A 24,202-nucleotide genomic window follows, 5' to 3' on the forward strand; every position below is an offset into this window, starting at 1 on the left:
AGCGTAGCAGAAGGGAAAACGGGGTCAAGTCGCAAGCCATAACAACGCATCAGACCAAAACAGAGGCGACCGCCCGGAATCGGGCGGTCGCCTTTCCTGTAGCCCTCCGGCGGCTAGAACCGCTGGCAGTTGTGCTTCACGCTCACGCCCTTGACCACGAAGATCGTCGTCTCGGCCAGGTTGGTGGACAGGTCGCCGATGCGCTCCAGGCTGCGGGCGGCCAGGATGGTGTTCACGGCGCGGCGCACGCCCGTGACCTCGGTAACCATGTCATCCATGGTTTTCTTGAGGATGCGCACGTTGAGGTCGTCGGCCTTGTAGTCCATGCGGCACACGTCCGAGGCCTTCTCCACGTTCTCCTCCTGCAGGGCCTCGATGGACAGGCGCAGCATGTCCTTGGCCGTGGCCACCAGCTCTTCGAGCATCGGGCTGTGGGGCGTCTCCGAGAGCTTGGAGAGGTAGATGGTCTTCTCGGCGATGTTCACGGCCTCGTCCCCCGCGCGCTCCAGGTCGATCACCGCCCGGCGGCAGCCGGTGATGAAGCGCAGGTCGCGGGCCATGGGCTGCTCGCGCACCAGAAGCTCCAGCGAGAACTCGTCGATGTCGTTCTCCATCTGGTTGATCTTCGCGTCGCCCTCGATGACGCGCTCGGCCAGCTCGGCGTTGCGGTCCAGCAGCGCGCGGGTCGCGCTGTCCACGGCGCGCTCCACATAGGCCGCCATCTGCAGGATCATGATCTTGAGTTCGTCTATCTGCTGATGGAAATGGGTTTCCTTCCTGGGCATACGGGCTCCTTGGGGCCTAGCCGAAGCGGCCGGTGATGTAGTCTTCGGTCTGCTTGTTCTTGGGGCGGGTGAACAGGGTCTCCGTGGCATCGACCTCCACCAGGGTGCCCATGTAGAAGAAGGCCGTCACGTCGGACACGCGGGCCGCCTGCTGCATGTTGTGCGTCACGATGATGATGGTCAGGTTCACCTTGAGATCGTGGATCAGTTCCTCGATCTTCTGGGTGGCGATGGGGTCCAGGGCGCTGGCGGGCTCGTCCATGAGCAGCACCTCGGGGCGCACGGCCAGGGCCCGGGCGATGCACAGCCGCTGCTGCTGCCCGCCGGACAGCCCCAGGGCCGACTCGTGCAGCCGGTCCTTGACCTCCTCCCACAGGGCGGCCTGGTGCAGGCTCTCCTCCACGCGCTCGGCGATGTCGCCCTTGTTCTTCCAACCGTTGACCCGCAGCCCGTAGGCCACGTTCTCGAAGATGGTCTTGGGGAAGGGGTTGGGCTTCTGGAAGACCATGCCCACCTGGCGGCGCAGGTCCACCACGTCGAGCTTGGGGTCGTAGATGTCCTTGCCGTCCAGGGCCACGCGGCCTTCGACCCGCGTGCCGGCAATCAGGTCGTTCATGCGGTTCAGGCAGCGCAAGAACGTGCTCTTGCCGCAGCCCGAGGGGCCGATGAGCGCCGTGACCCGGTTCTGCCCGAAGGTGAGGTCGATGCCCTTGAGGGCCTTGAATTCGCCGTAGAAGAAATCGAGGTTCTCGGCGGTCATCTTGACGTGTTCTGCCATGTGCTCTTTCCTGCCTTGGGTACGGGGCCGCGGCCCCGGTCATGGATACGCTACGCGGGGTCGCCCTCGCCGGAGGTGTCGGCGGGCATGGTGAAATGGAACACCGAGCCGGTGTCGGCGTCCTGGCGGGGGGCCACCCAGATCCGCCCGCCCAGGCGTTCGACGATATGCTTGCAGATGGCCAGCCCAAGCCCGCTGGAGCCCCCGGCATGCTTGGTGCGGTGCTTCTCCACGCGGTAGAAGCGCTCGAAGATGCGCGAGGCCTCCTCCTTGGGGATGCCGGGCCCGAAATCGCTGACCCCGAACACCGTCTCGCCCTCGGCCTGCGCAAAATCCACGCTGACCACCGAGTCCTCCGGGCCGTACTTGATGGCGTTCTCCACCAGGTTGCGGAACACCTGCACCAGCCGGTCGAAGTCCGCGCGCACGAAGGCCCCGGCCTCGGGCAGGCTGCTGGCCAGGCGGATGTTCTTGGCCTGGGCCAGGGGCTCGCAGGTGCGCAGGGCCTCGGCCAGGGCGTCGGCGGCGCTGACCCGCTCGGGGCTGAACTGCTGTTTGCCGCTTTCCAGGCGCGACAGGTGCAGCAGGTCCTCGACCATCTTGGCCATGTGGTCGGCGTTCTTGAGGATGATCTCCAGGAACTTCTGGGCCGTCTTGCCGTCGGCCTTGCGGTTGGTCAACAGGGTCTCGGAGTAGCCCTTGATGGTCGTCAGCGGGGTGCGCAGCTCGTGGGAGACGTTGGCCACGAAGTCGCGGCGCACGCGCTCCAGGCGCTTGAGCTCGGAGATGTCGTGGAAGACGATGATCGCCCCCAGCCCGCGCTCCCCGGGGTTCAGGGGCATGATGGTCACGTCGTAGATGCGGTCCTTCTCGGGCTCGATCTGGATGGTCTGCGGGCCCTGGGCGTCCACGCCCCCGGCCACGGCCCGGTCGCACGCGGCCTGCAGCTCGGGCGAGAGCACGATCTCCAGCGGCCTGCGCTCCACGAACAGCGTGGCGTCGGGGAAGATGCGCACCAAGGCCCGGTTGACCTTGAGGATGCGCCCGCTGCCGTCCAGCACCATCAGCCCCTCGCGCATGCCGTCCAGGATGGCTTCCAGTTCCAGGGCCTGTTCGGTGATGGTCGAGACCTGGGAATTGATGTTCCCGGCCATGGTGTTGATGGCCCGGGCCAGGGGCTCGAACTCGCTGCCGGGGAAGAAGCGGATGCGCTTCTTGTAGTCGCCCTTGCCGATGGCCTCGGCCACGTCGATCATTTCCTTGATGGAGCGGCCCATGGTCCGGGTCAGGATCACCGAGAGCACGAAGGCCATGCCCAGGGCCAGCCCGAAGACCACGAAGAAATTCTGTTGCAGGCGCTCCAGGCGCGAGCGGATGCCCGCGTAGGGCACGGCCAGACGCAAAAAGCCCGCAGGCAGCCCGGCGATGGCCTGCACTCGCTTGGCCGCGTAGAGCATGTCCTTGTCCAGGGTGGCGCTGAAGCGCTGGCTCAGGCCGTATTCGTCGCGCTCGGCGTCGAGGATCTCGGGGCGCAGGCCGTGGTTGTCCAGGTCGGCCACGTGGGGGTAGACCAGATGCGAATCGGCAATGACGCGCCCGCCCTCGGTGATGTAGGTCACCCGCGCGTCCAGGCGCGCGCCCAGGTCCGCCAGCCAGTCGTGCAGGTCCTGCTCGCCGTCAAAGCCCCCGCGCTGCTCGATGAGCAGCGCCGCCAGACGCAGTTCGCGGATGGCCCCGGCCTGGGCGTCGTCGAGGATCTCGCCGCGGAAGAGCTGGCGCGCGTAGTACGCGGGCAGCATCAGCGCCAGCATGATGACGATGACGAAAGACAGGAGCAGGCGCGTCCTGAAGGGCATGGAGCTGTGCATGGGACCCTATTCCTTGAAGCGGTAGCCCACCCCGCGCACGGTTTCGATGAGCGCGGCGTGGTCGCCCAGCTTCTGGCGCAGGCGGCGCACATGGGTGTCCACCGTGCGGGCGTAGCCCTCGAACTCGTAGCCCCAGACCGAGGTCAAGAGCTGGTCGCGGGTGCGCACCCGGGGGCTGGTGCGGATCAGCTCGGAGAGCAGCTTGAACTCCGTGGCCGTCAGCCCGACCTCCTTGCCCTCGATGAACACCTTGTGCGCTTCCAGGTCGATGGACAGGCCGTCGCGCTCCATGGTGGCGCGCTCGGTGGGCTGGCCCGTGCTGCGCCGCAGCACGGCGCGCACCCGCAACAGCAGCTCGCGGAAGCTGAAGGGCTTGACCACGTAGTCGTCGGCGCCAAGCTCCAGGCCGACGATGCGATCCACCTCCTCGCCGCGCGCCGTGAGCATGACCACCGGAATCTGGGCCGTCTCCTGGTCGCGCTTGAGGGATTTGCAGATGTCGAAGCCGTCCATCCCCGGAAGCATCAGGTCCAGCAGCACGATGTCCGGCTTCAGGCGCCTGGCCATGGCCAGGCCCTCGCGCCCGTCACCCGTGGCATGCACGTCGAACCCGGCGGACTCGAAATTGAACTGCAGGAGGTTCAGGATGTCCTCCTCGTCCTCGACGATCAGAACGGTTTCCCTGGTCATTGCGTGGACTCCATGGCTGGCGCCTGCTCTGTGGCCTGCGTCGTTACACCCCCCGGTGGTGACAAGAGTATTGTCGGCCTGTGACAAATGCGTGACATTTCTCACGTGCAAAGACAATATACCGGACTTTTTGAAGAAAGAAAGTTCATCCAATCGTAAAGAAAGCCGCCCGGGCGCAAGGGCGTCCGGGCGGCGACACGGGGCAGGGCGCCCGTCGGCCAGGGGGCGGGCTCAGCCCGCCAGCAGCTCGCGGGCCAGGGCCTGGCCCTGGGCCCCGCCGCCCGCCATGCGCGCCAGCTCGTCGAACACGTCCTGGCCCGCAAGGGGCACGCAGCGCACCGACGTGGCCCCGTCGGCCACCTCCTTGCGGACCATGAAATGCCGCCCGGCCAGGGCCGCCAGCTGCGGCCAGTGGGTGATGAGGATGACCTGCTGGCGCTGGGCCAGGGCCGCGATGCGCGCGCCCACGCTGGTCAGCGTCAGCCCGCCGATGCCCGCGTCCACCTCGTCGAAGAGCAGCGTGGGCATGGCCTCGCGGGTCAACAGACCCACCAGGGCCAGCAGAAAGCGCGACAGCTCGCCGCCCGAGGCGATGCGGTCCAGGGGCTGCGGCGCCTGCCCGGGGTTGGGCGTCCAGAGCATGCGCGCCCGGTCCTCGGCCAGCCCGGGGTGGATCTCCACGGGCGTGAACTCGAAGGCCACGCCCACCTCCTGGGCAAAGCCCAGCCCGCGCAGCTCCGCCGCCAGGGCCGTGGCCAGCCCCTGCCCGGCCTCGCGCCGCGCCGCGCCCAGGGCCGCGAGCGCCTCGCCCAGGGCCCGGGCCAGTTCGGCCTCGCGCCGGTCCAGGCGCTTCATGTCCAGGGCGCAGGAATCCAGGAAGGACAAATTCTCGGCAATCTCGGCCCGGAAGTCGATGATCTCCTCCAGGCTGCGGCCCAGCTTGCGCCGCAGGCGCGACAGCTCGAACAGCCGCGCCTCCACGGCCTCGGCGTCGAAGCCACCGCCCGCCTCGCGCTCCTCGCGTCGCAGCCGGGCGTCCAGCTCCAGCAGCCGCTGGCGCATGCCCTCCAGGGCCTCGGCCTCCTCGGCGTAGCCGGGGTCGATGCCCGCCAGGGCCTCCACCTCGCGCGCCAGGGCCGCCACGCGCTCCAGCAGGCTGCCTTCCCCGCCGTGCAGGGCGTCCAGGGCCCCGTCCACGCTCTGGCGCAGGCGCTCCTCGTCCTTGACGGCCCGCCTGCGTTCCAGCAGCTCCGCTTCCTCGCCGGGCTGGGGGTCCACCTTCTCAATCTCCCGGCCCTGGTACTCCAGGAACTCGCGCCGCTCCTGCAACGACTGGACCCGCGCCGCCAGCTCCCCGCGCCGCGCCGCCACCTCGCGCAGCTCCGCCAGCAGCGCGTCGCGCCGCTCCACAAGCCCCCGGTCGGGCAAAAACGCGTCGAGCATCCGGCCCTGGTACGCCGGGGAGAGCAGCCGCTGCTGCCCGTGCTGGCTGGTGTGCCACACCAGGCGCGCGCGCAGGTCGCGCACGGCCTCCTGCGAGCTCAGGGCGTCGTTGACGAACAGGCGGCTGCGCCCCGTGCCCCCGGCCAGCTCGCGGCGGATGACCAGCTCGCCGCCGTCCGGGCCCGCCTCGTGGAACAGGGCCTCGACCACCGCGCGGTCCCTGCCGGGGCGGACCATGTCCGCCTCCAGCCGGTCGCCCAGCAGAAAGCCCAGCGCCCGCATGACGAAGCTCTTGCCCGCGCCCGTCTCGCCCGTAAGCACGTTCAGCCCGGCAGCGAACTCCAGCTCCAGGTCTTCGATGAGCGCAAGGTTCTGTATGCGAAGAAATTCCAGCATGGTCCACCCGGCCCGCACACTATCCGACCCCCTGCCCGAGGGCAAGGGCCCGCCCCCGCCGACCCCCTTGACTGGACGGACCGAGAACCTATCTGTCCAGCAATATCAATCGGGAGGACCATCCATGACCGCGAAAAAGAGCACCCGCCAGTTCAAGGCGGAAATCTCGCAACTGCTGGAAATCATCACCCACTCCATCTACACCAACCGCGAAATCTTCCTGCGCGAACTGGTGTCCAACGCCTCCGACGCCCTGGACAAGCTGCGCTTCCTGCAATCCAGCGGCGCCGCCCTGGCCGACCCGGACGCGCCCCTGGAAATCCGCCTCAGCCCCGACAAGGACGCCCGGACCCTGACCATCACCGACACCGGCATCGGCATGACCCGCGAGGAACTCGTGGAGAACATCGGCACCATCGCCCACTCCGGGTCCGCCGAGTTCATGCGCCGCGCCGCCGAGCAGGGCGGGGCCGGGGCCGACTCCATCATCGGCCGCTTCGGCGTGGGCTTCTACTCCGTGTTCATGGTCGCCGACGAGGTGCGCATCACCACCCGCAGCGCCGACCCCGCCGCGGCCCCCGTGCGCTGGACCAGCTCCGGCACCGGCAGCTACACCATCGAGGACCTCGACGCCGACGCCCCGCGCGGCACGAGCATCGAAATCAGCCTCAAGGAAGACACCGCCGACTTCGCCGACCCCGACCGCCTGCGCGAGATCATCCGCGCCCACTCCAACTTCATCGGCTTCCCCATCCTGCTGGCCGGCGAGCGCGTCAACACCACCCCCGCCCTGTGGCGCGAGCCCAAGTTCCAGATCAAGAAGGAGCAGTACGACGAGTTCTACTCCTTTCTGACCTACGACTCCAAACCGCCCCTGGAACACCTGCACGTCGCCGTGGACGCCCCCGTGCAGTTCACCGGGCTGCTCTTCATCCCCGACGCACCCTCGGGCTCCTTCTTCGAGGACCCCGACAACTACGGCCTGGACCTCTACGTCCGCCGCGTGCTCATCGACCGCCGCCACAAGGAGCTCATCCCCCAGTACCTCGGCTTCCTGCGCGGCCTGGTGGACACCGAAGACCTGCCGCTCAACCTCTCGCGCGAAACCCTCCAGGAAAACCTGCTGGTGGGCAAGATCCGCCAGACCCTGACCAAGCAGGCCCTGGCCATGCTCGCCAAGCTCGCCGAAGACCAGGAACGCTACGCCACCTTCTGGCGCCACCACGGCAAGGTCCTCAAGCTCGGCTACTCCGACTACGCCCACCGCGACCAGTTCGCCGCCCTGCTGCGCTTCAACGCCTCCACCCACGACGACGCTTCCGGACTGACCTCCCTGGCCGACTACAAGGCCCGCGCCAAGGACGGCCAGACCGCCATCTACTACATCTCCGGCCCCAGCCGCGAGGCCGTGCGCCTCAACCCGCACCTGGAAATCTTCACCCAGCGCGGCATCGAGGTGCTCTACTGCTTCGAGCCCGCCGACGAGTTCATCCTCGACTCCCTGGGCACCTTCGACGGCATGACCCTGACCCCCGCCGAAAAGGCCGACCCCGCCGACCTGGAGCGCTTCCCCGCCCAGGACGCCGACGCCCCCAAGGACAGCCCCGAGGCCGACCCCGCCGACCCCGAAGCCTTCGAAGCCATGCTCGCCGCCGCCAAGGACACCCTGGGCGAGCGCGTCAAGGACGTGCGCGCCTCGCGCCGCCTCAAGGACAGCCCGGCCTGCCTCGTCAGCCCCGACGGCGCCATGTCCTCGCAGATGGAAAAATACCTGCGCATCATGACCAAGGACACCACCCCGCCCCTCAAGGTCATGGAACTCAACCGCGACCATCCCCTGGTCCGCAACCTGCTGCGCATCCACAAGAATGACGGCGCCGACGCCTTCTTCCGCACCAGCGTGGAACAGCTCTACGAATCCGCCCTGCTCCTGGACGGCTACCTCGCCGACCCCCACGCCCTGGTCGCCCGCGTCAACAAGCTCCTGGAACAGGCCAGCGGCTGGTACGCCGAGATCAAACGCCTGTAGAGCCCGAAGGGGCGTGCTGGCGGGGCGCCGCGCCGGGGCGCTGCCCCGGACCCCGGCAGGGGGGCGCTGCCCCCCTGCACCCCCTGCCAGGGGCCGGGGGCCCCTGGACCCCGCACGCCGCCCCGGCAGGCTGCGGCGAAGCGCCGCAGCCTGCCGGGGCGGGGGCAGGGGCGAAAAAACGGGCCGGATTCCCTAAGGGGAATCCGGCCCGGGTTTTTTGGGGTTGGAGCCGCAGGGGGTAGCGCCGTGGGTTCAGAATCAGACGCGGCGGCAGCGCGTCCGGAAGGTCTCGCGCCCAAGGCGCAAGGGCGGGCCGGACTCGACGTGCATCAAGAGAGACACGCGAGGCCGACCCGCCCGAAGCAACGCAGGAATCGGCGCCTTCCGGGCGCGCTGCCTAATTGATCAGCAACGCCTCGTTCTTGCGGCCGATGGACACATAGAGCTTGGACAGGGCGATCTGGTAGTCGGCCAGGGCGGCGGTCAGCCCGGCTTCGGCCTTGGTCAGGCGCTCCTGGGCGTCGAGCACGTCGGTGTTGGTGCCGACCTGGGCCTGATAGCGCGCCACGGCCATGCGGTAGCTTTCGCTGGCGGCCTCCAGGGCCTTGCGGTTGACCTTGATGCTCTCCGTGGCCTTTCCCACGGCCAGATGGTTGGCCTTGACCTCGTACAGGGCCTCCTGGCGGGTGCTCATTTCGGTCTCCAGCAGGCTCTTGATCTGCTGGTCGGCCTGCCTGCTGGCGTAATAGGTCTTGCCCCATTCGAAGAAGGTCCACGAGGCGGCCACGGAGGCCGACCAGGCGCTGTACTCGGTGCGCGTGCGGTCGGACCCGGCGGCCATGGGGTCGGTGCCCATGGACGACCAGTCCACGTCGGCCCCGAGCTTGGGGTAGAAGGCGCTGTCCACGATCTTCTTGTCCTTGGCGGCGATCTCCACGCTCTTGCGGGCGATCTGCAGGTCGGGCCGCGCGACCAGGGCCGACTCCACGGCCTCGTCCAGGGTCAGGGAGCAGGGCGCGTATTCCAGGGCGCCCTGGTAGTCCACCTCGGCGTGCAGGTCCATGTCCAGCAGGGTGTTCAGCCGCGCGACCTGGGTGGCCACGTTGTTCTGGGCCTGGAGCAGCGATTCCTGGGCCGTGGCCAGGTCCACCTCGGCCTGGAGCACGTCCAGCCGGGGCTTGAGGCCGACCTCGTAGAAGGCGGTGGTGACCTTGAGCTGCTCTGTCAGGCGCGCCACGGAGTCCTCGGCGCTGCGCACATCCTCACGGGCCTTGAGCAGGGCCAGGAAGTTCTGCTGCACGGTGCCGATGACGGTCAGCTCACTCTGGGCCAGGGCCAGCTCGGTGCTCTGGCGGGCCAGCTCGGCGCGCTGGTAGGTCGAAAGCGTGGCGAACCCGGTGAACAGGTCCTGGTGCAGGTTCAGGGTCGTGGTGAAATACTTGGCGTCGGTGGTGTCCGTGTCCCTGGTGGGCTTGGTGTGGTCCTTGACGGTGTAGCCGTAGGTCGCCGTGGCCGAGGGCAGGAACGCGCCCCGGGCGGACTTGCGGCCCTCCTCGGCGCCCAGCAGGTCGTGCCGGGCGGCGCGCATCCCGGGATTGTCGGCCAGGGCGCGCTCCACGGTCTGCTTCATGGTCAGCACCGTCTGGGCCGCCGCGTCGGCAGGGGCCAGGGCGACCACCGCCAGGGCCGCCACGGCCAGGACCGCGGCCAGGGCCGCGTGAACATGCTTGCTGCTATACATCCTTGTCTTCCTTGTCGATTTCCGCTTGCTTGTGTTTCAAACGTAAGTGTTTGAACACACTGATGAAGTATCCGGATACAATGCCCTGGCCGGGCCGCCGTGTCAACACCCCCCGCCAGCGGGGCCCGGTTTCCTCAGGCCCGGCCATAAAGTCGGCAAAGATGCCGCAGCCTTTGGGCCAGGGCCGGGGTCAGGTCGCGGGGCCCCAGGCGCCAGGCCCAGTTTCCCGAAGGCACCGCAGGCGTGTTCATGCGCGCGCGCGAATCCAGGCCGAGCAGGTCCTGCGCGGGCAGCACGGCCAGGCGCGCGGGGGACATGAGCGCCAGGCGGACCATGGCCCAGGCCGCGTCGTCGCGGGCGGGCATGTGGCCGAGGTAGTCGGCCAGGGCCGCACGCCCGGCGTCGCCCAGCTCGTCCAGGAACCAGCCCAGGCTGGTGTTGTTGTCGTGGGTGCCGGTGTAGGCCACGCTGGCGCGGCAGTGGTTGTGCAGGGCGTTGGTACTTTCCCCGGCGTCGGGCCCCAGGCCGAACTGGAGCACGCGCATCCCGGGCAGGCCGAAGTCCTCGCGCAGGGCGATCACGTCGTCGGTGATGAGCCCCAGGTCCTCGGCCAGCAGGGGCAGCTCCGGGAAGCGGGCCCGGGCCGCGCGCAGGAACTCCGCCCCCGGCCCCGGCACCCACCAGCCGCCCTGGGCCGTGGCCTCGTGGGGCGGCACCACCCAGTAGGCGGCCAGGGCCCGGAAGTGGTCCAGGCGCACCAGGTCGGCCCAGGCCAGGTTGTGGCCCAGGCGCGAGAGCCACCAGGAGTAGCCGTCCTTGGCCTGGGCCTCCCAGTCGTAGACCGGGTTGCCCCACAGCTGCCCGGTGGCGCTGAAGTAGTCCGGCGGCACCCCGGCGACCACCGTGGGCCGCAACTCCGGGTCGAGCTGGAAGCAGTGCGGGTGGGCCCAGACATCGGCGCTGTCCAGGCAGGGGTAGAAGGGCAGGTCGCCGATGATGCCCACCCCGCGCGCGGCGCAGTGGCGCCGCAGGGCGGCCCATTGGCTGAAGAACAGGTACTGGGTGAAGCGCACGGCGTCCAGGGCCGGGGCCTCGTCGCGGCGCAGGGCGGCCAGGGCGCCAGGCTCGCGCCGCCGCAGGGCTTCGGGCCAGGCGGTCCAGGGCGCGCCGCCCTGGCGCGCCTTGAGCACGGTGAAGCAGGCGTAGTCGTCCAGCCAGGCGGGGCCGTGGGTGGCCACGAAGCGGGCGAAGCCCTGGTGGGCGCCCAGGCGGGGCCGGGCCCGCTCGAAAGCCAGGGCCAGCAGGGCCTCGCGGTGGGCCTGCACGGCCTCGAAGTCCACGCGGTCGCCGCCGTCTGGCGCGGGGCCGCCCAGGTCGGCCAGGCGCAGCCAGCCCTCGGCGGCCAGGGCCTCGGGGCTGATGAGCAGCGGGTTGCCTGCGAACAGCGACGGGCTGCTGTAGGGCGAGCTGCCCATGACCGCCTCGGTGGGGTTCAGCGGCAGGATCTGCCACCAGCGCTGCCCGCTGGCGTGCAGGAAGTCCACGAACTCGCGGGCCGCCGAGCCCATATCGCCGATGCCGTAGGCCGAGGGCAGGCTGGTGACGTGCAGCAGCACGCCCGAGGCGCGGGGGCGGGGTGCGGGCGCCACGGCCTAGCCCTCGTGCCGGAAATACAGCGCGCCCAGGGGCGGCAGGTGGATGGCCAGGCTGTGCGCGCGGCCATGGGCCGTCACGGGCTCGGCCACCAGCCCGCCGAGGTTGCCCCGGCCCGTGCCGCCGTATTCCCCGGCGTCGGAGTTGAGCACCTCGCGCCAGAAGCCCGGGGCGGGCACGCCCAGGCGATAGCCCTCGCGCGCCACGGGCGTGCAGTTGAACACGCACAGCACCTGCGCCGCGCCTTCGCCCGGGGCGGCGCGGCGCACGAAGCCCACCACCCCGGCCTCGGCGTCGCTGCAATCCATCCACTCGAAGCCCTGGGGCTCGAAGTCCACGGCGTGCAGGGCGCGCTCGGCGCGGTAGACGTGGTTCAGGGCGCGCACGAAGTCCCACACGCCCCTGTGGGCGGGCACGTCCATGAGGTGCCATTCCAGCTCGGCGTCGTGGTTCCACTCCGGCACCTGGGCCAGCTCCGCGCCCATGAACAGCAGTTTCTTGCCCGGGTGGGCGTACATGAAGGCCAGGAGCAGGCGCAGGCCCGCGCATTTGGCCCACTGGTCCCCGGGCATGCGCCCGTAGAGCGAGCCCTTGCCGTGGACCACCTCGTCGTGGGACAGGGGCAGGGTGAAATTCTCGTGGAAGGCGTACCAGATGCCGAAGGTCAGCTTGTTGTGGTGGTACTTGCGGAACACCGGGTCCTGCCCGAAGTAGGCCAGGGTGTCGTGCATCCAGCCCATGTTCCACTTCAGCCCGAAGCCCAGGCCGCCGAGCCAGGTGGGCCGCGAGACCATGGGCCAGGCCGTGGACTCCTCGGCCACGGTCTGCACGTCGGGGTACTCGCGGTACACGGCCTCGTTCAGGTCGCGCAAAAAGCCGATGGCCTCAAGGTTTTCGCGCCCGCCGAACTCGTTGGGCACCCACTGGCCGGGCTCGCGCGAGTAGTCCAGGTAGAGCATGGAGGCCACGGCGTCCACGCGCAGGCCGTCGGCGTGATAGCGGTCCAGCCAGAACAGCGCGCTGGAGACCAGGAACGAGCGCACCTCGTGGCGCCCGTAGTTGAAGATGGAGGAGTTCCAGTCGGGGTGCCAGCCCTGGCGCGGGTCGGCGTGCTCGAACAGGTGCGTGCCGTCGAAGCGCCACAGGCCGTGCGGGTCGGCCGGGAAATGCGAGGGCACCCAGTCCAGGATCACGCCGATGCCCTCGCGGTGCAGGGCGTTGACCAGATTCATGAACTGCTGGGGCGAGCCGTAGCGGCTGGAGGGCGCGAAGTAGCCCGTGGTCTGGTAGCCCCAGGAGCCGAAGAAGGGGTGCTCCATCACCGGCAGGAATTCCACGTGGGTGAAGCCCAGGGCCTTGAGGTAGCCGGGCAGCTGCCCGGCCAGCTGGTCGTAGTGCAGCGAGCGCCAGCCGTCGCCGTGCTCGCGCCGCCAGGAGCCCAGGTGCATCTCGTACACGCTCATGGGCGCGTCCAGGGCGTTGGCCCGGCCCCGGGTGGCCATCCACTCCCCGTCGCTCCAGCCGTAGTCCAGGTCCCAGACCACCGAGGCCGTGGCGGGCGGCGACTCCCAGAGCAGCGCGAAGGGGTCGCCCTTTTCCAGGCACACGTCGCCCGAGGCGCCCTCGATGCGGTATTTGTACTGCGCGCCCCGGCCCACCCCGGGCACGAAGCCCTCCCAGATGCCCGAGCCGTCCAGGCGCGCGGCCAGGGGCAGGGTCGGGCCCCAGGCGTTGAAGTCGCCCGCAACGCCCACGGCCCGCGCGCTGGGCGCCCAGACGGCGAAATGCGTCCCGGCCTGCCCGCCGACCTCGCGCAGGTGCGCGCCGAGCTTCTCGTAGAGCCGGAAATGCCGCCCCTGGCGGAAAAGATAGATGTCGTGGTCCGTCAGGGTGCTGACCCCATGGACCACCTGGTGCGCGCTCACGGTCACGGCCTCCTCGGCGCCAAAAGCGCCAGGATGCAACGCTACCCCGGCGCGGGCGCGAAGTCCAGCAGGCCCGGGAGGCTACAGGGTGGCCAGCAGCTTGCGCGCGCCTTCGTGGCCGGGGTCCAGCTCCAGGGTGCGGCGCATGAAGCGCGCGGCGTCCTGGGGGTTGCGGCCGTTGGCGCACATCACGCCCATGTTGAAGGACAGGGTTGGCGAATCGGCCCCGAAGTCCGGCGCGAGCTTGAGCACGCGCTCCAGGGCGCGCATGGCCTCGGTGTGGCGCCCGCCCTCGGTGTAGGCCACGGCGGTGTTGAAATACAGGTTCTCGTCGTCGGGGGAGATCTTCAGGGCCTGGCCATACTCGGACACGGCGTCCTGCCAGCGGCCCTGGCGGCGCAGGGCGATGCCCAGGCGGTTGAAGGTCTCGATGTCGGACTTGCGCAGCTGCCCGCCCTTGGCGTCGATGATGGAGCGGAAGAAGCGCTCGGCGGTGGCCGGGGCCTTGTCCAGGCACTTCTCGGCGATGCTGCGCTTGACCTCCTCGATCATGGCCTGGGCTTCCTTCTTGGCGTTGGCCACGGCCTGCTCGAAGAACTCCTCGGCGGCCTCGGCGTTGCCGAACTCCAGGTGGATCTCGCCCATGCTGATCTTGCGCTCCACGTTGAGCGGCGAGAGGCGATCGAGCTTTTGCAGGTAGATGAGCTGCTTCTCCAGGTCGCCCTCGTCCTTGTACAGGTCGGCCAGCTTCTTGAGCGGCTCCAGGTACAGCGCCGCGCCCTTGTGCGCCTCGGCGTAGGAGCGCTCGGCGGCGGCCACCTCGCCCTTGCCCTTGTGGGCGTCGCCGCGCAGCATCAGCGCCGCCGCGCTGCCGGGCTTGAGCTTCAGGATCTTGTCCGACAGGGCCACGGCCTCGTCGTACATGCCCTTGGCCAGGTAGCCCTTGGCCGTGTCGATGAATTGCCCGATCTTGCCCTGGGGCTTGATGGTGAAGGCGATCTTCTCGATGAGCGTGTCCATGGACACGGGCTTGGTGATGAAGTTGCCCACCCCGATCTCGTGCAGCAGGATGAGCACCTGGCGCTCCACCTCCGAGGTCAGCACCACGATGTACATGTCCTCGTACATCGCCTTCAGGGTACGCACGAAGGACAGTGTGTTGCGGTTGTCCAGCACGCGCTCGATGAGCAGCAGGATCTTCTTATCCTTGAAATACGGCGTCTTGATCTCGGAGATGAACTTGTGTTCCTCGGGCAGGGCGCGGATGCGGTCCGTGCCGATGACCAGTTCCTTGTTCAAGGTCTGGCGGTACATCTTGAGGAACACCTGGTCGTGGCTGATAGCAAAGAAGCAGCCGTTCTCCTTGGCCACGAAATCTACGATGGTCTTCTCGTACTGCCGAAACCGCGCCCTGTTCTGCTCTGTTGCCACTGGTCGTGTGCTCCTGCTTGTGGGGTGCGCACCCCATTATCCGCGACACCGCCCGCTCCGGACGGGGAGCCACCCCTGTCCGCCGTCTGCGGCGCACAGGGTGTCCTATCTCATACTTGGAAACTGGACAATGAAAAAACCGCATGGCACAGGCCTGTCACACAGGCCGTTGCTGGACGGGCCCCGGGGGCCGCGCGGCGAGGTTCCTTTCCGCGCGATTTTCGGCTACCCTGAACCCCGCGTCAAGCCCGCCCAACCCGCAGCCCCGAGCCGCCCCCATGGACCACCCCGGCCCCGCCTCCGAACAGGACTTCCTGGCCCTCATCGACCGCCACTTCCCCGGCGCCTGCGACCACGCGCCCCTGCCGCGCGGCGACGACTGCGCCGTGCTGGCCTGCCCGCCGACCATGGCCCTGTCCACCGACCTGTTCCTGGAAGACGTACACTTCCGCCGCGCCTACTTCGGCCCCGGCGACATCGGCTGGAAGGCCCTGGCCGTCAACGTCAGCGACATCGCGGCCATGGGCGCCCGGCCCCTGGGCTTCAGCCTGGGGCTGATGCTCCCCGCCGGGCCGCCGCCCGCCCCCGGATTCTGGGATGAGCTGCTGGCCGGCATGGCCGCCCTGGCCCGCGAGCACGGCCTCGCCCTCACCGGCGGCGACCTCTCCCGCGCGCCCCTGCTCGGCCTGTGCATCACCATCTGGGGCCAGCCCGGGCCCTCGGGCCGCCTGCTCACGCGCGCCGCCTGCCGCCCGGGCGACGTGCTGCTGGCCTGCGGCGAGCTGGGCCTGGTGCGCGCCGGGCTCCAGGCCCTGGAGGCCCAGGGCCCCGCCGCCACCGCCTCCTGGCCCGCCGCCACCGCCGCCCACCTGCGGCCCCGGCCCCAGGTGGCCGCTGGCCTGGCCCTGGCCGGGCAGCCCGGCGTGCGCGCCGCCATGGACGTGTCCGACGGCCTGGCCCAGGACCTGCCGCGCCTGCTGGGCGCCGACCGCGGCCCGGCCCCCGGCGCCGCCCTGGCCCTGACCCCCGCAGCCCTGCACCCCGAAACCCTCGCCTGGTGCCAGCACACCGGGCAAGACCCCGCCACCTTCGCCTGCCTCGGCGGCGAGGACTACGCCCTGCTCGCCGCCTGCGATCCCGGCGCCGCACCCGAGGTCATCGCCGCCATCCCCGGCGCCCGCGCCATCGGCACCGTCACCGCCGCCCCGGGCGTGACCCTCAACGGCCAGCCCGCGCCCGCCCGCGGCTTCGACCACTTTTCCGCAACCTGACCCGACCCCAGGAGCCACCATGGACACCACCCTGACCATCCTCGGCCACGTCCGCTCCCCCCTCAAGGACATCAAGGACTGCCCCAAGCAGTACAGCGAAGGCGCGCCCCAGGCCGTCATCGACATCGACCCCGCCTTCGCCCCGGCCCTGGACTCCCTCAGCGTCGGGCAGGACATCCTCGTCTTCTCCTGGCTGCACCTCTCCAGCCGCACGCACCTCAAGGTCCACCCGCGCGGCGACACGGCCCAGCCCCAGCGCGGCGTCTTCAACACCCGCTCCCCCGACCGGCCCAACCCCATCGGCCTGCACCACTGCCGCATCCTGGCCCTGGACGGCACGCGCATCACCGTGGACCACCTCGAAACCCTCGACGGCACCCCCGTGGTGGACCTCAAACCCATCGCCGGGGAAACCCGGGGCGCCGAGAACTGGGGCTCGGGCATCCCCGCCGCCCTGGCCCGCGAGCTGCGCGACGCCTGCGCCGCTGGCTGGCAGCGCGGCCTGTTCTCCGGCTTCAACGGCAACGCCAGCGCCCGCCTGGGCGACGCCATGGTCATCACCCGCTCCGGCGCGCCCAAGGGCTTCCTCGCCCCCGGCAGCCTGACCACCATGGACATCGCCTCCGGCACCACCACCGGCCCGGGCCAGCCATCCACCGAGGCCGCCGTGCACCTGGAAATCTACCGCCGCCTGCCCGCAGCCCGGGCCGTGCTGCACACCCACCCGCCGAACCTCCTGGCCCTGGACGTGCGCACCGGCGGCGTGGACCTGACCCTGCCCCTCTTCGAGGCCGACTTCTACAAGCAGAAACTGGCCGCCCTGCCGCCCATGCAGCCCGGCACCCCCGAGCTCGGCCAGGCCGTGGGCCAGGCCGTGGGCCAGGCCGCAACCACCCGCCAGGCCGTGTTCATGGGCCACCACGGCCTGGTCGTCCACGCCGCCACGCCCCTGGAAGCCCTGGCCCTGTCCGAGGAACTCGACGCCCTGGCCGGGATACTGCTCAAGGCCTAGCACGGCCAGGGCGCTGCGCGCTGCTGGGGCTCCGCCCCAGACCCCGCCAGGGGCGCCGCCCCTGGACCCTGCCAGGGGGCAAGGCCCCCTGGACCCCGCACGCCGAACATGCCCGGGCAGCCATGCCCCCGGCATACCCGCAGCGCACGGCCAGGCGCGCCCCGCGTCCGCCCGGCAGGCTGCCCCGGCTGCGCCTCGACCTCCTCCAGGGCCTGCGCCCGCCCCATGCCCCCCGGATCAATCACCGCCAAAAACCAGCGCGCCTGCGAGGCGCCACCTGCGGGGCCTTGTCCGCGCATTGCCGCGCATTGCGCTGCGGTCCGCGCCCGTCCAGGGTCTGGGCAGGCCGCCCCTCCGTCGTCCGCGAAAATATTTCTTATATTACGCTGAATTACAGATGAATCCCGGCACCTTCCACAAATTTTCAAAAATCCCCTTGACCCCTTGGCAAATTGATACTAGGAATCATTCCTAACAAAGACGTGTTGGCAGACAGCCAACCAAACCGATACAACCCTGGAGGAATACCATCATGACCACTCCCCTCTCCCTGCCCCTGCTCGGCGACAAGTTCCCGGCCATGGAAGTCAAGACCACCCACGGCATGAAGAAGCTGCCCGGCGACTACGAAGGCAAGTGGGTCGTGCTCTTCAGCCACCCGGCGGACTACACCCCCGTGTGCACCACCGAGTTCGTGGCCTTCCAGAAGCGCTTCGACGAGTTCCGCAAGATCAACTGCGAGCTCATCGGTCTGTCCATCGACCAGATCTTCTCCCACATCAAATGGGTCGATTGGATCAAGGACAACCTGGACGTGGACATCGAGTTCCCCGTGGTCGCCGACGATCGCGGCCATGTTGCCGAGTCCCTGGGCATGCTGCACCCCGGCAAGGGCTCCAACACCGTGCGCGCCGTGTTCGTCATCGACCCCAAGGGCAACCTGCGCCTGATGCTCTACTACCCCCAGGAGGTCGGGCGGAACATGGACGAAATCCTGCGCGCCGTGAAGGCCCTGCAGGTTTCCGACGCCAACGGCGTGGCCATGCCCGCCGGCTGGCCCAACAACGAGCTCATCGGCGACCGCGTCATCGTGCCCCCGGCGCAGGACCACGCGACCGCCAAGAAGCGCAGCGCCGAGTACGACGGCTTCGACTGGTGGTTCTGCCACAAGTCCCTGGGCTAGCCCCGCGCCCCTGACAGACAGGCCCCCCCGGCCCCGCCCGCGCCACCCCGCGCGGGCGGGGCCTTGCGCGTTGCGCCCGCGCGGCCGCAACCGTTGCGCTCGGGGCCGAAGTTCCCTACAACGGGCTGCATGCCGGAACTCGTCAAACGCCTCGCGGCCAAGCTGGTCTGGATCGTGGTCATCTTCCTGGGGATCACGGTGATCAGCTTCGCGGTGATCCACCTGGCCCCGGGCTCGCCCACGGACATGCAGACCACCCTCAACCCCGAGGCCTCGGTGGAGGCCCGGGCGCGGCTGGAGGCGCTCTACGGGCTGGACCGCCCGCTGCACGAGCAGTACCTGGGCTGGCTGTCGCGGCTGGTGCGCCTGGATTTCGGGCGCTCCATGAGCAGCGACAACCGCCCGGTGTGGGACAAGATCGTGGAGCGCCTGCCGCTGACCTTCGGCATGAACGTGGCCTCGCTGGTGCTCACGCTGATGATCGCCGTGCCCATCGGCATCGCCTCGGCCTGGTGGCAGGGCCGGGCCTTCGACCGCGCGGCCACGGTCTTCGTGTTCATCGGCTTCGCCATGCCCGGCTTCTGGCTGGCCCTGCTGCTCATGTACGCCCTGTGCATCCACTGGCCGCTGCTGCCCATTTCGGGGCTGACCTCCTTCGGCTTCGAGCAGATGGGCTTCTGGGAGCGGATGCTCGATCTCGCGCGGCATCTGACCCTGCCGCTGTTCGTCTACACCTTCGGCAGCCTGGCGGGCATGTCGCGCTTCATGCGCTCCAGCATGCTCGAGGTCCTGCGCCAGGACTACATCCTCACCGCGCGGGCCAAGGGCCTGCCGCTGCACACGGTGATCTTCAAGCACGCCCTGCGCAACGCGCTGTTGCCGGTGATCACCATCCTGGGCCTGTCCGTGCCCGGGCTCATCGGCGGCAGCGTGATCATCGAGTCCATCTTCGCCCTGCCGGGGCTGGGCCAGCTGTTCTACCAGGGGGTCATGGCCCGGGACTACCCGCTGATCATGGGCAACCTGGTGCTGGGGGCGCTGCTGACCCTGGCGGGCAACCTGCTGGCCGACGTGGCCTACGGGCTGGCGGACCCGCGCATCCGCGCGGCGCGCGGGGGCGGGCAATGAGCGCCGGGCGGGCCACCCCGCGCCCGGAGCCGGAGCGCCCGGCCCTGGCGAGCCTGTCCCGGGGCCAGCGGTTGCGCCGCTGGCTGGGGCGCTACGGCATGCTCGCCGTGGGCGGAACCATCGTGCTGGTCATGAGCGTTGCGGCCCTGGGCGCGCCCTGGCTGGCCCCGGCGGACCCCACGGCCCTCAACGTGGACGCCATCCTCCAGGCCCCGAGCCTGACCCACCCCCTGGGCACCGACGCCCTGGGCCGCGACGTGCTCTCGCGGCTGCTGTGGGGCGGGCGGGTGTCGCTGTGGGTCGGCTTCGTGGCCGTGGGCCTGTCGGTGTCCATCGGGCTGGCCCTGGGGCTGGCGGCGGGCTATTTCGGCGGGCTGGTGGACGAGACCATCATGCGCGGGGTGGACGTGATGCTCTGCTTCCCCTCGTTCTTCCTGATCCTGGCGGTCATCGCCTTCCTGGAGCCATCGCTGACCAACATCATGATCGTCATCGGCCTCACGTCGTGGATGGGCGTGGCGCGGCTGGTGCGCGCCGAGACGCTCACCCTGCGCGGGCGCGACTTCGTGCTGGCCGCGCGGGTGGCCGGGGCCGGGCCGGTGCGCATCCTGCTGTTGCACATCCTGCCCAACGCCCTGGCCCCGGTGCTGGTGTCGGCGACCCTGGGCGTGGCCGGGGCCATCCTGGTGGAATCGTCGCTGTCGTTCCTGGGGCTGGGGGTGCAGCCGCCCATGCCCAGCTGGGGCAACGTGCTCATGGAAGGCAAGGACGTGCTGACCGTGGCGCCCTGGCTCTCGTTCTTCCCGGGGCTGGCCATCCTGGTCACCGTGCTGGGCTACAACCTGCTGGGCGAGGCCCTGCGCGACCTGTTCGACCCCCGCCTGCGCCGCTAGACCCCCGTGGCGCCCCAAAAACGCCAGGGCCCCTTGCCCTCGGCGCGCCGCGCGGCTATATTTGCACACCATGGCGCGGCGCCTCCACGGCGCGGCGAACCCCTGCCCCCCCGAGGAGCCCATGACCGACGAAACGGCCCCCGCCGCAAGCTGCTTCCTGCCGACCTTCCTGGCCCGCCAGCCCGTGTTCGACGCGCGCGGCAAGGTCTGGGGCTACGAGCTGCTGTTCCGCTGCGGGCCCGAGGCCGACCGGGCCGTCATGGCCGACCAGGACCAGGCCACCCTGAGCGTGGCGGCGGACTCCACCTTCGGGCCCGAGGACTTTTTCGGCGGCAACGCCAAGATCCTCATCAACTTCGGGCAGCGCTCCATCCTCGACGAGGTGCCCTACGCCCTGCCCCCGGCGCAGACGGTGGTCCAGGTGCCCGAGGAGGCACTGCTGGACCACGCGGTGCTTCAGGCCCTGGAAGCCCTGGTGCACGCCGGATACTCCGTGGCCGTGGACGACTTCTCCGGCCGCAAGGACTGCGCCGCGCACCTGGGCATCGCCAGCCTGCTGATCATCGACGTGCTGGCCCAGGGGCCCGAGCGCGTCGCGGCCCTGCTGGCCACAGCCCGGGGCATCGACGCCCTGGCCCTGGCCAAGAAGGTGGAGACCATGGAGGCCTACGCCCAGGCCCGGCACCTGGGGTTTGCGCTGTTCCAGGGCTATTTCTTCAAGCGCCCGGAGCTGGTGGCGGGGCGCAAGCTGACCTCGCACCAGCACTCGCGCTTCACCCTGCTCAAGGCCGTGGAGGTCAAGGACCCGGACTTCGAGGCCCTGGCCCGGGAAATCCAGACCGACGTGTCCATCAGCTACCGCCTGCTGTTCTACCTGAACTCGGCGGCCTTCGCTTTTTCCCAGCCCATCCGCTCCATCCGCCAGGCCATCGTGCTGCTGGGCTGGAAGCAGCTCCAGAGCTGGCTGCGGGTGGTCATCCTCTCGGACCTCATGCCCCAGGAGAAACACTCCGAGCTGTTCTTCACCGCCGTGCAGCGGGCCAAGTTCCTGGAGCTCATCGCCCGCAGCCACGAGTTCGCCGAGGCCCAGCCGGACAGCATGTTCCTGCTCGGCCTGTTCTCGCTGCTCGAACCCATGCTCGACACGCCCATGGCCGACATCGTGGGCAACCTGCCCCTGGACGGCGCCCTCAAGGACGCCCTGCTGGGCCGCCCCTGCTACCATGGCAAATGGCTGGACCTGGTGCTGGCCCACGAGAAAGGCCACTGGGAGCAGCTCGACACCCTGACCGACGAGCTGGCCCTGAACCGGCTGGTGGTGGCGGTCTCCTATTACAAGTCCGTGCTGTGGGCCAACACCTTCTTCAAGCACGGCGCGGCCCAGGCCGAGGCCGACACCGGGGCCTAGAACCGCTCGCCGCTCCCTGTGCAAACGGGGCCGCCCTCGCCAGCGAGGACGGCCCCGTTTGTTTGCAGGCAGGGCAGGCGGCGGGGCCGCACGCCGCGCCCGTCCGGCGCAGGCCCGGCACAGGCCCCGGGCGGCGTTTCCCCAGGCCGCGCCGGGGGCGCCGCGCAGCAGCGCGAACACTGCGGGCACAAAAAAACCCGCCTCGGGGCGGGGAAGCCGGGCCCCGTTCATGGCGAGGCGGGTCGAAAGGCCTGGTCAGGTCAAAAAGAAGGGACCCGTCCTGGTTTCCGCATTTTCCGGTGCGTGCGGCCGGGCCTGGAGTCTGTGCTCCGCGGGCCTGCGGCGGGGAGGGGTCCCAGGGGCGCTCCGGCGCGCCACGTATGGGGGGGGGGGGCTATTTCGGCGTCCCTCCTGCCGGGGTTCCTGATCCTATACCATCGAGGCCGCGCTGGCCTCGTCATGGCCATCTTTGTGATTACACGATAGCCATTCCGGGGGCGATGTCAAGTGCCGCCGGGGGCTGCCGGGGGCTGCCGGGGCTGCCGGAGCCGGGGTGCGCGGGGCGGCTGGCTCGCCGTGGGGAAACCAAAATCCACAGGGATTCAGGAAGGGTGCGCGGCAGGACACGGAAAAATCCGGGTCGCGCGGTGTGCCCAACAGACACAAGCGGCCTGGATTTTTCCGCTGCCGCAGCGGCTCGCCGCCCCGGGGCGGCGGCTAGGCGCCGGAGTCAGGCGGACCAGGGCGCAGCCGGGCCCGCAGGGCGAACCCGGCGCCCCCGCCCAGCAGCAGCCCCAGGGTGTTGCCCAGGGCGTCGTAGAGCTGGCAGCGGCGGTTGGGGATGGCCAGTTGCATGAGCTCCAGGGCACCCCCCAGCAGCAAGAGCCCCAGCAGCGCCAGCAGCGCCCGCCTGCGGTCGCGCAGGGCCAGGGGCGCCACCAGCCCCAGGGCGGCGAAGGCCGCGAAATGCAGCACGTTGTCCAGGGTCACGCGGCCCCACAGCCGCTTGTAGGGCGGCATGAAGTCCGAGAACAGCGACAGGTGGACCAGCAGGGCCACCCCGGCGGCGAGCAGCGCCAGCCAGCGCCAGGCCCAAAGCCGGGTCCAAAGCCGGGCCCAGGCCCCGGCGGGGAATCGCCCCGGACCCATGGGCTATTTCTTCCGCCGGCGCGCGATGGCGTAGCGCGTGGCCCCGGCCAGGATGCCGCAGGCCACGCCCAGGAAAAACGCCCGCACGGGCTCCATGCCCAGGACGTAGGTGGCCATGATGCCCAGCGCCCCGCCGATGAGGACGCCCCTGAAGACGGCTTCTTGCATGATCGCTCCCGGCGCCGGGCGCCGTATGGTTGTGCTGTTGCTGGCCCGCAGACCCTAGCAGGTCGGGGCCCGGGAGGGAAGGGGCGCCGGGGGCCCCGGCGGGCTCAGGCCCCGCCCTGGCCCACGGCGCGCCGGGCGCGCTCCGGGCGGGCGGCCTTGCGCGCGAAGAGGTCCTCGTCGGCGCATTTGAGCAACGCAGCCGGGGACGTGGCCCGAGGGTCGGCGCTGCTGGCCACCCCGGCGCTGAAGCGCACCAGGCGGTCGATGTCCGGCACCGGGGCGTAGCGGAAGAACTGCTCCACGCGGTCCATGAAGGCCCGGGCCTGGTCGGCCTCGGTGCTGGGCAGGATGACCACGAACTCGTCGCCCGCGTAGCGCGCGCAGGAATCGACCTTGCGGGCCAGCTTCTGCAGCCGGGTGGCGAAGAAGGCCAGCATGGCGTCGCCCGCGTCGTGGCCCAGGGTGTCGTTGACGCCCTTGAAGTCGTCCATGTCGATGAAGGCCACGGAGAGCACCGCGCCGTAGCGCTGGGCGCGCAGGAACTCGGCGTGCAGGCGCTCCTCCATGGCCCGGCGGTTGAGCAGGCCCGTGAGCGGGTCGCACAGGGCCAGCCGGGCCAGCTTCTCATGGGCCGTGACGTTGGACAGGCACAGCGAGACCTTCACCGCCAGCTGGGCCAGCAGGGTGGCGTCCATGTCGGGCCGGAAGCGCGCGGGGGAGGTGTCGGCCTGGTTCAGGGTGCCCACCAGCCGCCCGTCCAGGGTCAGCGGGGCCACGGCCAGGGAGCGCAGCCCGCCGGGCGCGGGCCGGGGCAGCAGCGGCGCGAAGCGCTCCAGGTCGCGGTTGTCCAGCACGGGCAGGCCCCGGGGCGGCAGCAGCGGCAGCACCGCCCCGCGCTCGGCCAGGACCATGGGGCAGCACCCGGGGGCGGCGTCCATGCCGTCCAGCAGTCGCGCCAGTTCGCCGTCGGCAAACAGCGTGATCCAGACGTGGGGGATATCGAACTTGTCGCGGATCAGGCAGACCAGACGCGCGAAGAGATCCTCGAAGCGCAGGATCGTCAGTATCTCGCTTTCGACCTCGAAGAACTTGGCGCGAATGGCTTCGTTGCGCCGCAGGACTTCGAGGATCCTGGCCTTGTCGTGCATCGCTCTTCCCGGGCCCGGGCAGAGCCCGGCCCCCCCTCTCGTCCACCGGGTTCTAGAGATTTTCTGGATTCTCGCTCATGTCCACAAAAAAGGCAAGGCGGCA

19 protein-coding genes are annotated in these 24,202 nt (G+C 69.9%); 7 read left to right on the forward strand and 12 right to left on the reverse strand.

Going from position 1 to position 24,202, the window contains the following annotated elements; translation table 11 throughout:
* Window positions 1–113 precede the first annotated feature (113 nt).
* The 5 genes from phoU to G495_RS0116215 form a co-directional block, all read right to left on the reverse strand.
* Complete coding sequence (gene phoU / locus G495_RS0116195) at window positions 114–785, reverse strand: phosphate signaling complex protein PhoU (RefSeq protein WP_028588613.1); 672 nt, start codon at window positions 783–785, stop codon at window positions 114–116.
* A 16-nt stretch (window positions 786–801) separates the two neighbouring features.
* Entirely contained in the window at window positions 802–1,563 is a 762-nt protein-coding gene (gene pstB / locus G495_RS0116200; RefSeq protein WP_028588614.1) for a phosphate ABC transporter ATP-binding protein PstB, read from the reverse strand.
* Between the two features lie 50 nt (window positions 1,564–1,613).
* Window positions 1,614–3,431 (reverse strand): sensor histidine kinase, encoded by a 1,818-nt coding sequence (locus G495_RS0116205; protein ID WP_028588615.1) that lies wholly within the window; start codon window positions 3,429–3,431, stop codon window positions 1,614–1,616.
* A gap of 6 nt (window positions 3,432–3,437) precedes the next feature.
* Window positions 3,438–4,121 carry a response regulator gene (locus tag G495_RS0116210; protein WP_028588616.1) on the reverse strand — a complete coding sequence of 228 codons (684 nt, stop codon included), beginning with the start codon at window positions 4,119–4,121 and terminating at the stop codon, window positions 3,438–3,440.
* Window positions 4,122–4,352: 231 nt separating this feature from the next.
* Window positions 4,353–5,960, reverse strand: a complete 1,608-nt coding sequence (locus tag G495_RS0116215) for a DNA repair protein RecN (protein WP_028588617.1) — start codon at window positions 5,958–5,960, stop codon at window positions 4,353–4,355.
* 124 nt (window positions 5,961–6,084) lie between these two features.
* On the opposite strand from G495_RS0116215, the gene htpG reads away from it, so the two are divergent.
* Window positions 6,085–7,989 carry a molecular chaperone HtpG gene (gene htpG, locus G495_RS0116220; RefSeq protein ID WP_028588618.1) on the forward strand — a complete coding sequence of 635 codons (1,905 nt, stop codon included), beginning with the start codon at window positions 6,085–6,087 and terminating at the stop codon, window positions 7,987–7,989.
* A 397-nt stretch (window positions 7,990–8,386) separates the two neighbouring features.
* On the opposite strand, the gene G495_RS0116225 is transcribed toward htpG, so the two are convergent.
* From G495_RS0116225 to G495_RS0116240, 4 genes are all read right to left on the reverse strand, one after another.
* Complete coding sequence (locus G495_RS0116225; protein WP_028588619.1) at window positions 8,387–9,730, reverse strand: TolC family protein; 1,344 nt, start codon at window positions 9,728–9,730, stop codon at window positions 8,387–8,389.
* A 134-nt stretch (window positions 9,731–9,864) separates the two neighbouring features.
* The gene (malQ, locus tag G495_RS0116230) at window positions 9,865–11,379 is read right to left on the reverse strand and encodes a 4-alpha-glucanotransferase (RefSeq protein ID WP_028588620.1); all 1,515 of its coding nucleotides are present in this window, start codon (window positions 11,377–11,379) and stop codon (window positions 9,865–9,867) included.
* Window positions 11,380–11,382: 3 nt separating this feature from the next.
* On the reverse strand, window positions 11,383–13,308 hold the full coding sequence (gene glgB / locus G495_RS0116235; protein WP_028588621.1) for a 1,4-alpha-glucan branching protein GlgB: 1,926 nt from the start codon (window positions 13,306–13,308) through the stop codon (window positions 11,383–11,385).
* An 81-nt stretch (window positions 13,309–13,389) separates the two neighbouring features.
* On the reverse strand, window positions 13,390–14,739 hold the full coding sequence (locus tag G495_RS0116240; protein ID WP_028588622.1) for a tetratricopeptide repeat protein: 1,350 nt from the start codon (window positions 14,737–14,739) through the stop codon (window positions 13,390–13,392).
* A gap of 278 nt (window positions 14,740–15,017) precedes the next feature.
* On the opposite strand from G495_RS0116240, the gene thiL reads away from it, so the two are divergent.
* The 6 genes from thiL to G495_RS0116270 all read left to right on the forward strand — a co-directional run bounded on the left by thiL (window position 15,018) and on the right by G495_RS0116270 (window position 21,634).
* On the forward strand, window positions 15,018–16,010 hold the full coding sequence (thiL, locus tag G495_RS0116245) for a thiamine-phosphate kinase (RefSeq protein WP_028588623.1): 993 nt from the start codon (window positions 15,018–15,020) through the stop codon (window positions 16,008–16,010).
* A gap of 19 nt (window positions 16,011–16,029) precedes the next feature.
* A complete protein-coding gene (gene tsaA / locus G495_RS0116250) occupies window positions 16,030–17,022 on the forward strand; it encodes a tRNA (N6-threonylcarbamoyladenosine(37)-N6)-methyltransferase TrmO (RefSeq protein WP_028588624.1) in 993 nt (330 codons plus the stop codon).
* Window positions 17,023–17,554: 532 nt separating this feature from the next.
* Window positions 17,555–18,205 carry a peroxiredoxin gene (locus G495_RS0116255; protein ID WP_028588625.1) on the forward strand — a complete coding sequence of 217 codons (651 nt, stop codon included), beginning with the start codon at window positions 17,555–17,557 and terminating at the stop codon, window positions 18,203–18,205.
* A 129-nt stretch (window positions 18,206–18,334) separates the two neighbouring features.
* A complete protein-coding gene (locus G495_RS0116260; protein WP_028588626.1) occupies window positions 18,335–19,333 on the forward strand; it encodes an ABC transporter permease in 999 nt (332 codons plus the stop codon).
* Window positions 19,334–19,431: 98 nt separating this feature from the next.
* Window positions 19,432–20,226, forward strand: a complete 795-nt coding sequence (locus G495_RS0116265; RefSeq protein WP_211234153.1) for an ABC transporter permease — start codon at window positions 19,432–19,434, stop codon at window positions 20,224–20,226.
* A gap of 121 nt (window positions 20,227–20,347) precedes the next feature.
* Window positions 20,348–21,634: an EAL and HDOD domain-containing protein gene (locus G495_RS0116270; protein ID WP_028588628.1), complete on the forward strand. Its 1,287-nt coding sequence runs from the start codon at window positions 20,348–20,350 to the stop codon at window positions 21,632–21,634.
* 717 nt (window positions 21,635–22,351) lie between these two features.
* Here G495_RS0116270 and G495_RS0116275 read toward each other — a convergent pair.
* From G495_RS0116275 to G495_RS20705, 3 genes are all read right to left on the reverse strand, one after another.
* Window positions 22,352–22,783 carry a VanZ family protein gene (locus G495_RS0116275; RefSeq protein ID WP_028588629.1) on the reverse strand — a complete coding sequence of 144 codons (432 nt, stop codon included), beginning with the start codon at window positions 22,781–22,783 and terminating at the stop codon, window positions 22,352–22,354.
* 3 nt (window positions 22,784–22,786) lie between these two features.
* Window positions 22,787–22,951: a hypothetical protein gene (locus G495_RS22140; RefSeq protein WP_169734410.1), complete on the reverse strand. Its 165-nt coding sequence runs from the start codon at window positions 22,949–22,951 to the stop codon at window positions 22,787–22,789.
* A gap of 104 nt (window positions 22,952–23,055) precedes the next feature.
* On the reverse strand, window positions 23,056–24,099 hold the full coding sequence (locus G495_RS20705) for a GGDEF domain-containing protein (protein ID WP_051445494.1): 1,044 nt from the start codon (window positions 24,097–24,099) through the stop codon (window positions 23,056–23,058).
* Window positions 24,100–24,202: the final 103 nt, after the last annotated feature.

The organism is Desulfocurvus vexinensis DSM 17965, assembly GCF_000519125.1.
Lineage (GTDB): Bacteria > Desulfobacterota > Desulfovibrionia > Desulfovibrionales > Desulfovibrionaceae > Desulfocurvus > Desulfocurvus vexinensis.

Coding starts and splice junctions, on each gene's coding strand:
- pstB (WP_028588614.1), bottom strand. CDS start 1,563: ATGGCAGAACACGTCAAGATGACCGCCGAGAACCTCGATTTCTTCTAC.
- G495_RS20705 (WP_051445494.1), bottom strand. CDS start 24,099: ATGCACGACAAGGCCAGGATCCTCGAAGTCCTGCGGCGCAACGAAGCC.
- G495_RS0116215 (WP_028588617.1), bottom strand. CDS start 5,960: ATGCTGGAATTTCTTCGCATACAGAACCTTGCGCTCATCGAAGACCTG.
- G495_RS0116265 (WP_211234153.1), top strand. CDS start 19,432: ATGCTCGCCGTGGGCGGAACCATCGTGCTGGTCATGAGCGTTGCGGCC.
- G495_RS0116210 (WP_028588616.1), bottom strand. CDS start 4,121: ATGACCAGGGAAACCGTTCTGATCGTCGAGGACGAGGAGGACATCCTG.
- htpG (WP_028588618.1), top strand. CDS start 6,085: ATGACCGCGAAAAAGAGCACCCGCCAGTTCAAGGCGGAAATCTCGCAA.
- G495_RS0116270 (WP_028588628.1), top strand. CDS start 20,348: ATGACCGACGAAACGGCCCCCGCCGCAAGCTGCTTCCTGCCGACCTTC.
- G495_RS0116225 (WP_028588619.1), bottom strand. CDS start 9,730: ATGTATAGCAGCAAGCATGTTCACGCGGCCCTGGCCGCGGTCCTGGCC.
- G495_RS0116260 (WP_028588626.1), top strand. CDS start 18,335: ATGCCGGAACTCGTCAAACGCCTCGCGGCCAAGCTGGTCTGGATCGTG.
- phoU (WP_028588613.1), bottom strand. CDS start 785: ATGCCCAGGAAGGAAACCCATTTCCATCAGCAGATAGACGAACTCAAG.
- G495_RS0116255 (WP_028588625.1), top strand. CDS start 17,555: ATGACCACTCCCCTCTCCCTGCCCCTGCTCGGCGACAAGTTCCCGGCC.
- G495_RS0116205 (WP_028588615.1), bottom strand. CDS start 3,431: ATGCACAGCTCCATGCCCTTCAGGACGCGCCTGCTCCTGTCTTTCGTC.
- tsaA (WP_028588624.1), top strand. CDS start 16,030: ATGGACACCACCCTGACCATCCTCGGCCACGTCCGCTCCCCCCTCAAG.
- G495_RS0116275 (WP_028588629.1), bottom strand. CDS start 22,783: ATGGGTCCGGGGCGATTCCCCGCCGGGGCCTGGGCCCGGCTTTGGACC.
- thiL (WP_028588623.1), top strand. CDS start 15,018: ATGGACCACCCCGGCCCCGCCTCCGAACAGGACTTCCTGGCCCTCATC.
- G495_RS22140 (WP_169734410.1), bottom strand. CDS start 22,951: ATGCAAGAAGCCGTCTTCAGGGGCGTCCTCATCGGCGGGGCGCTGGGC.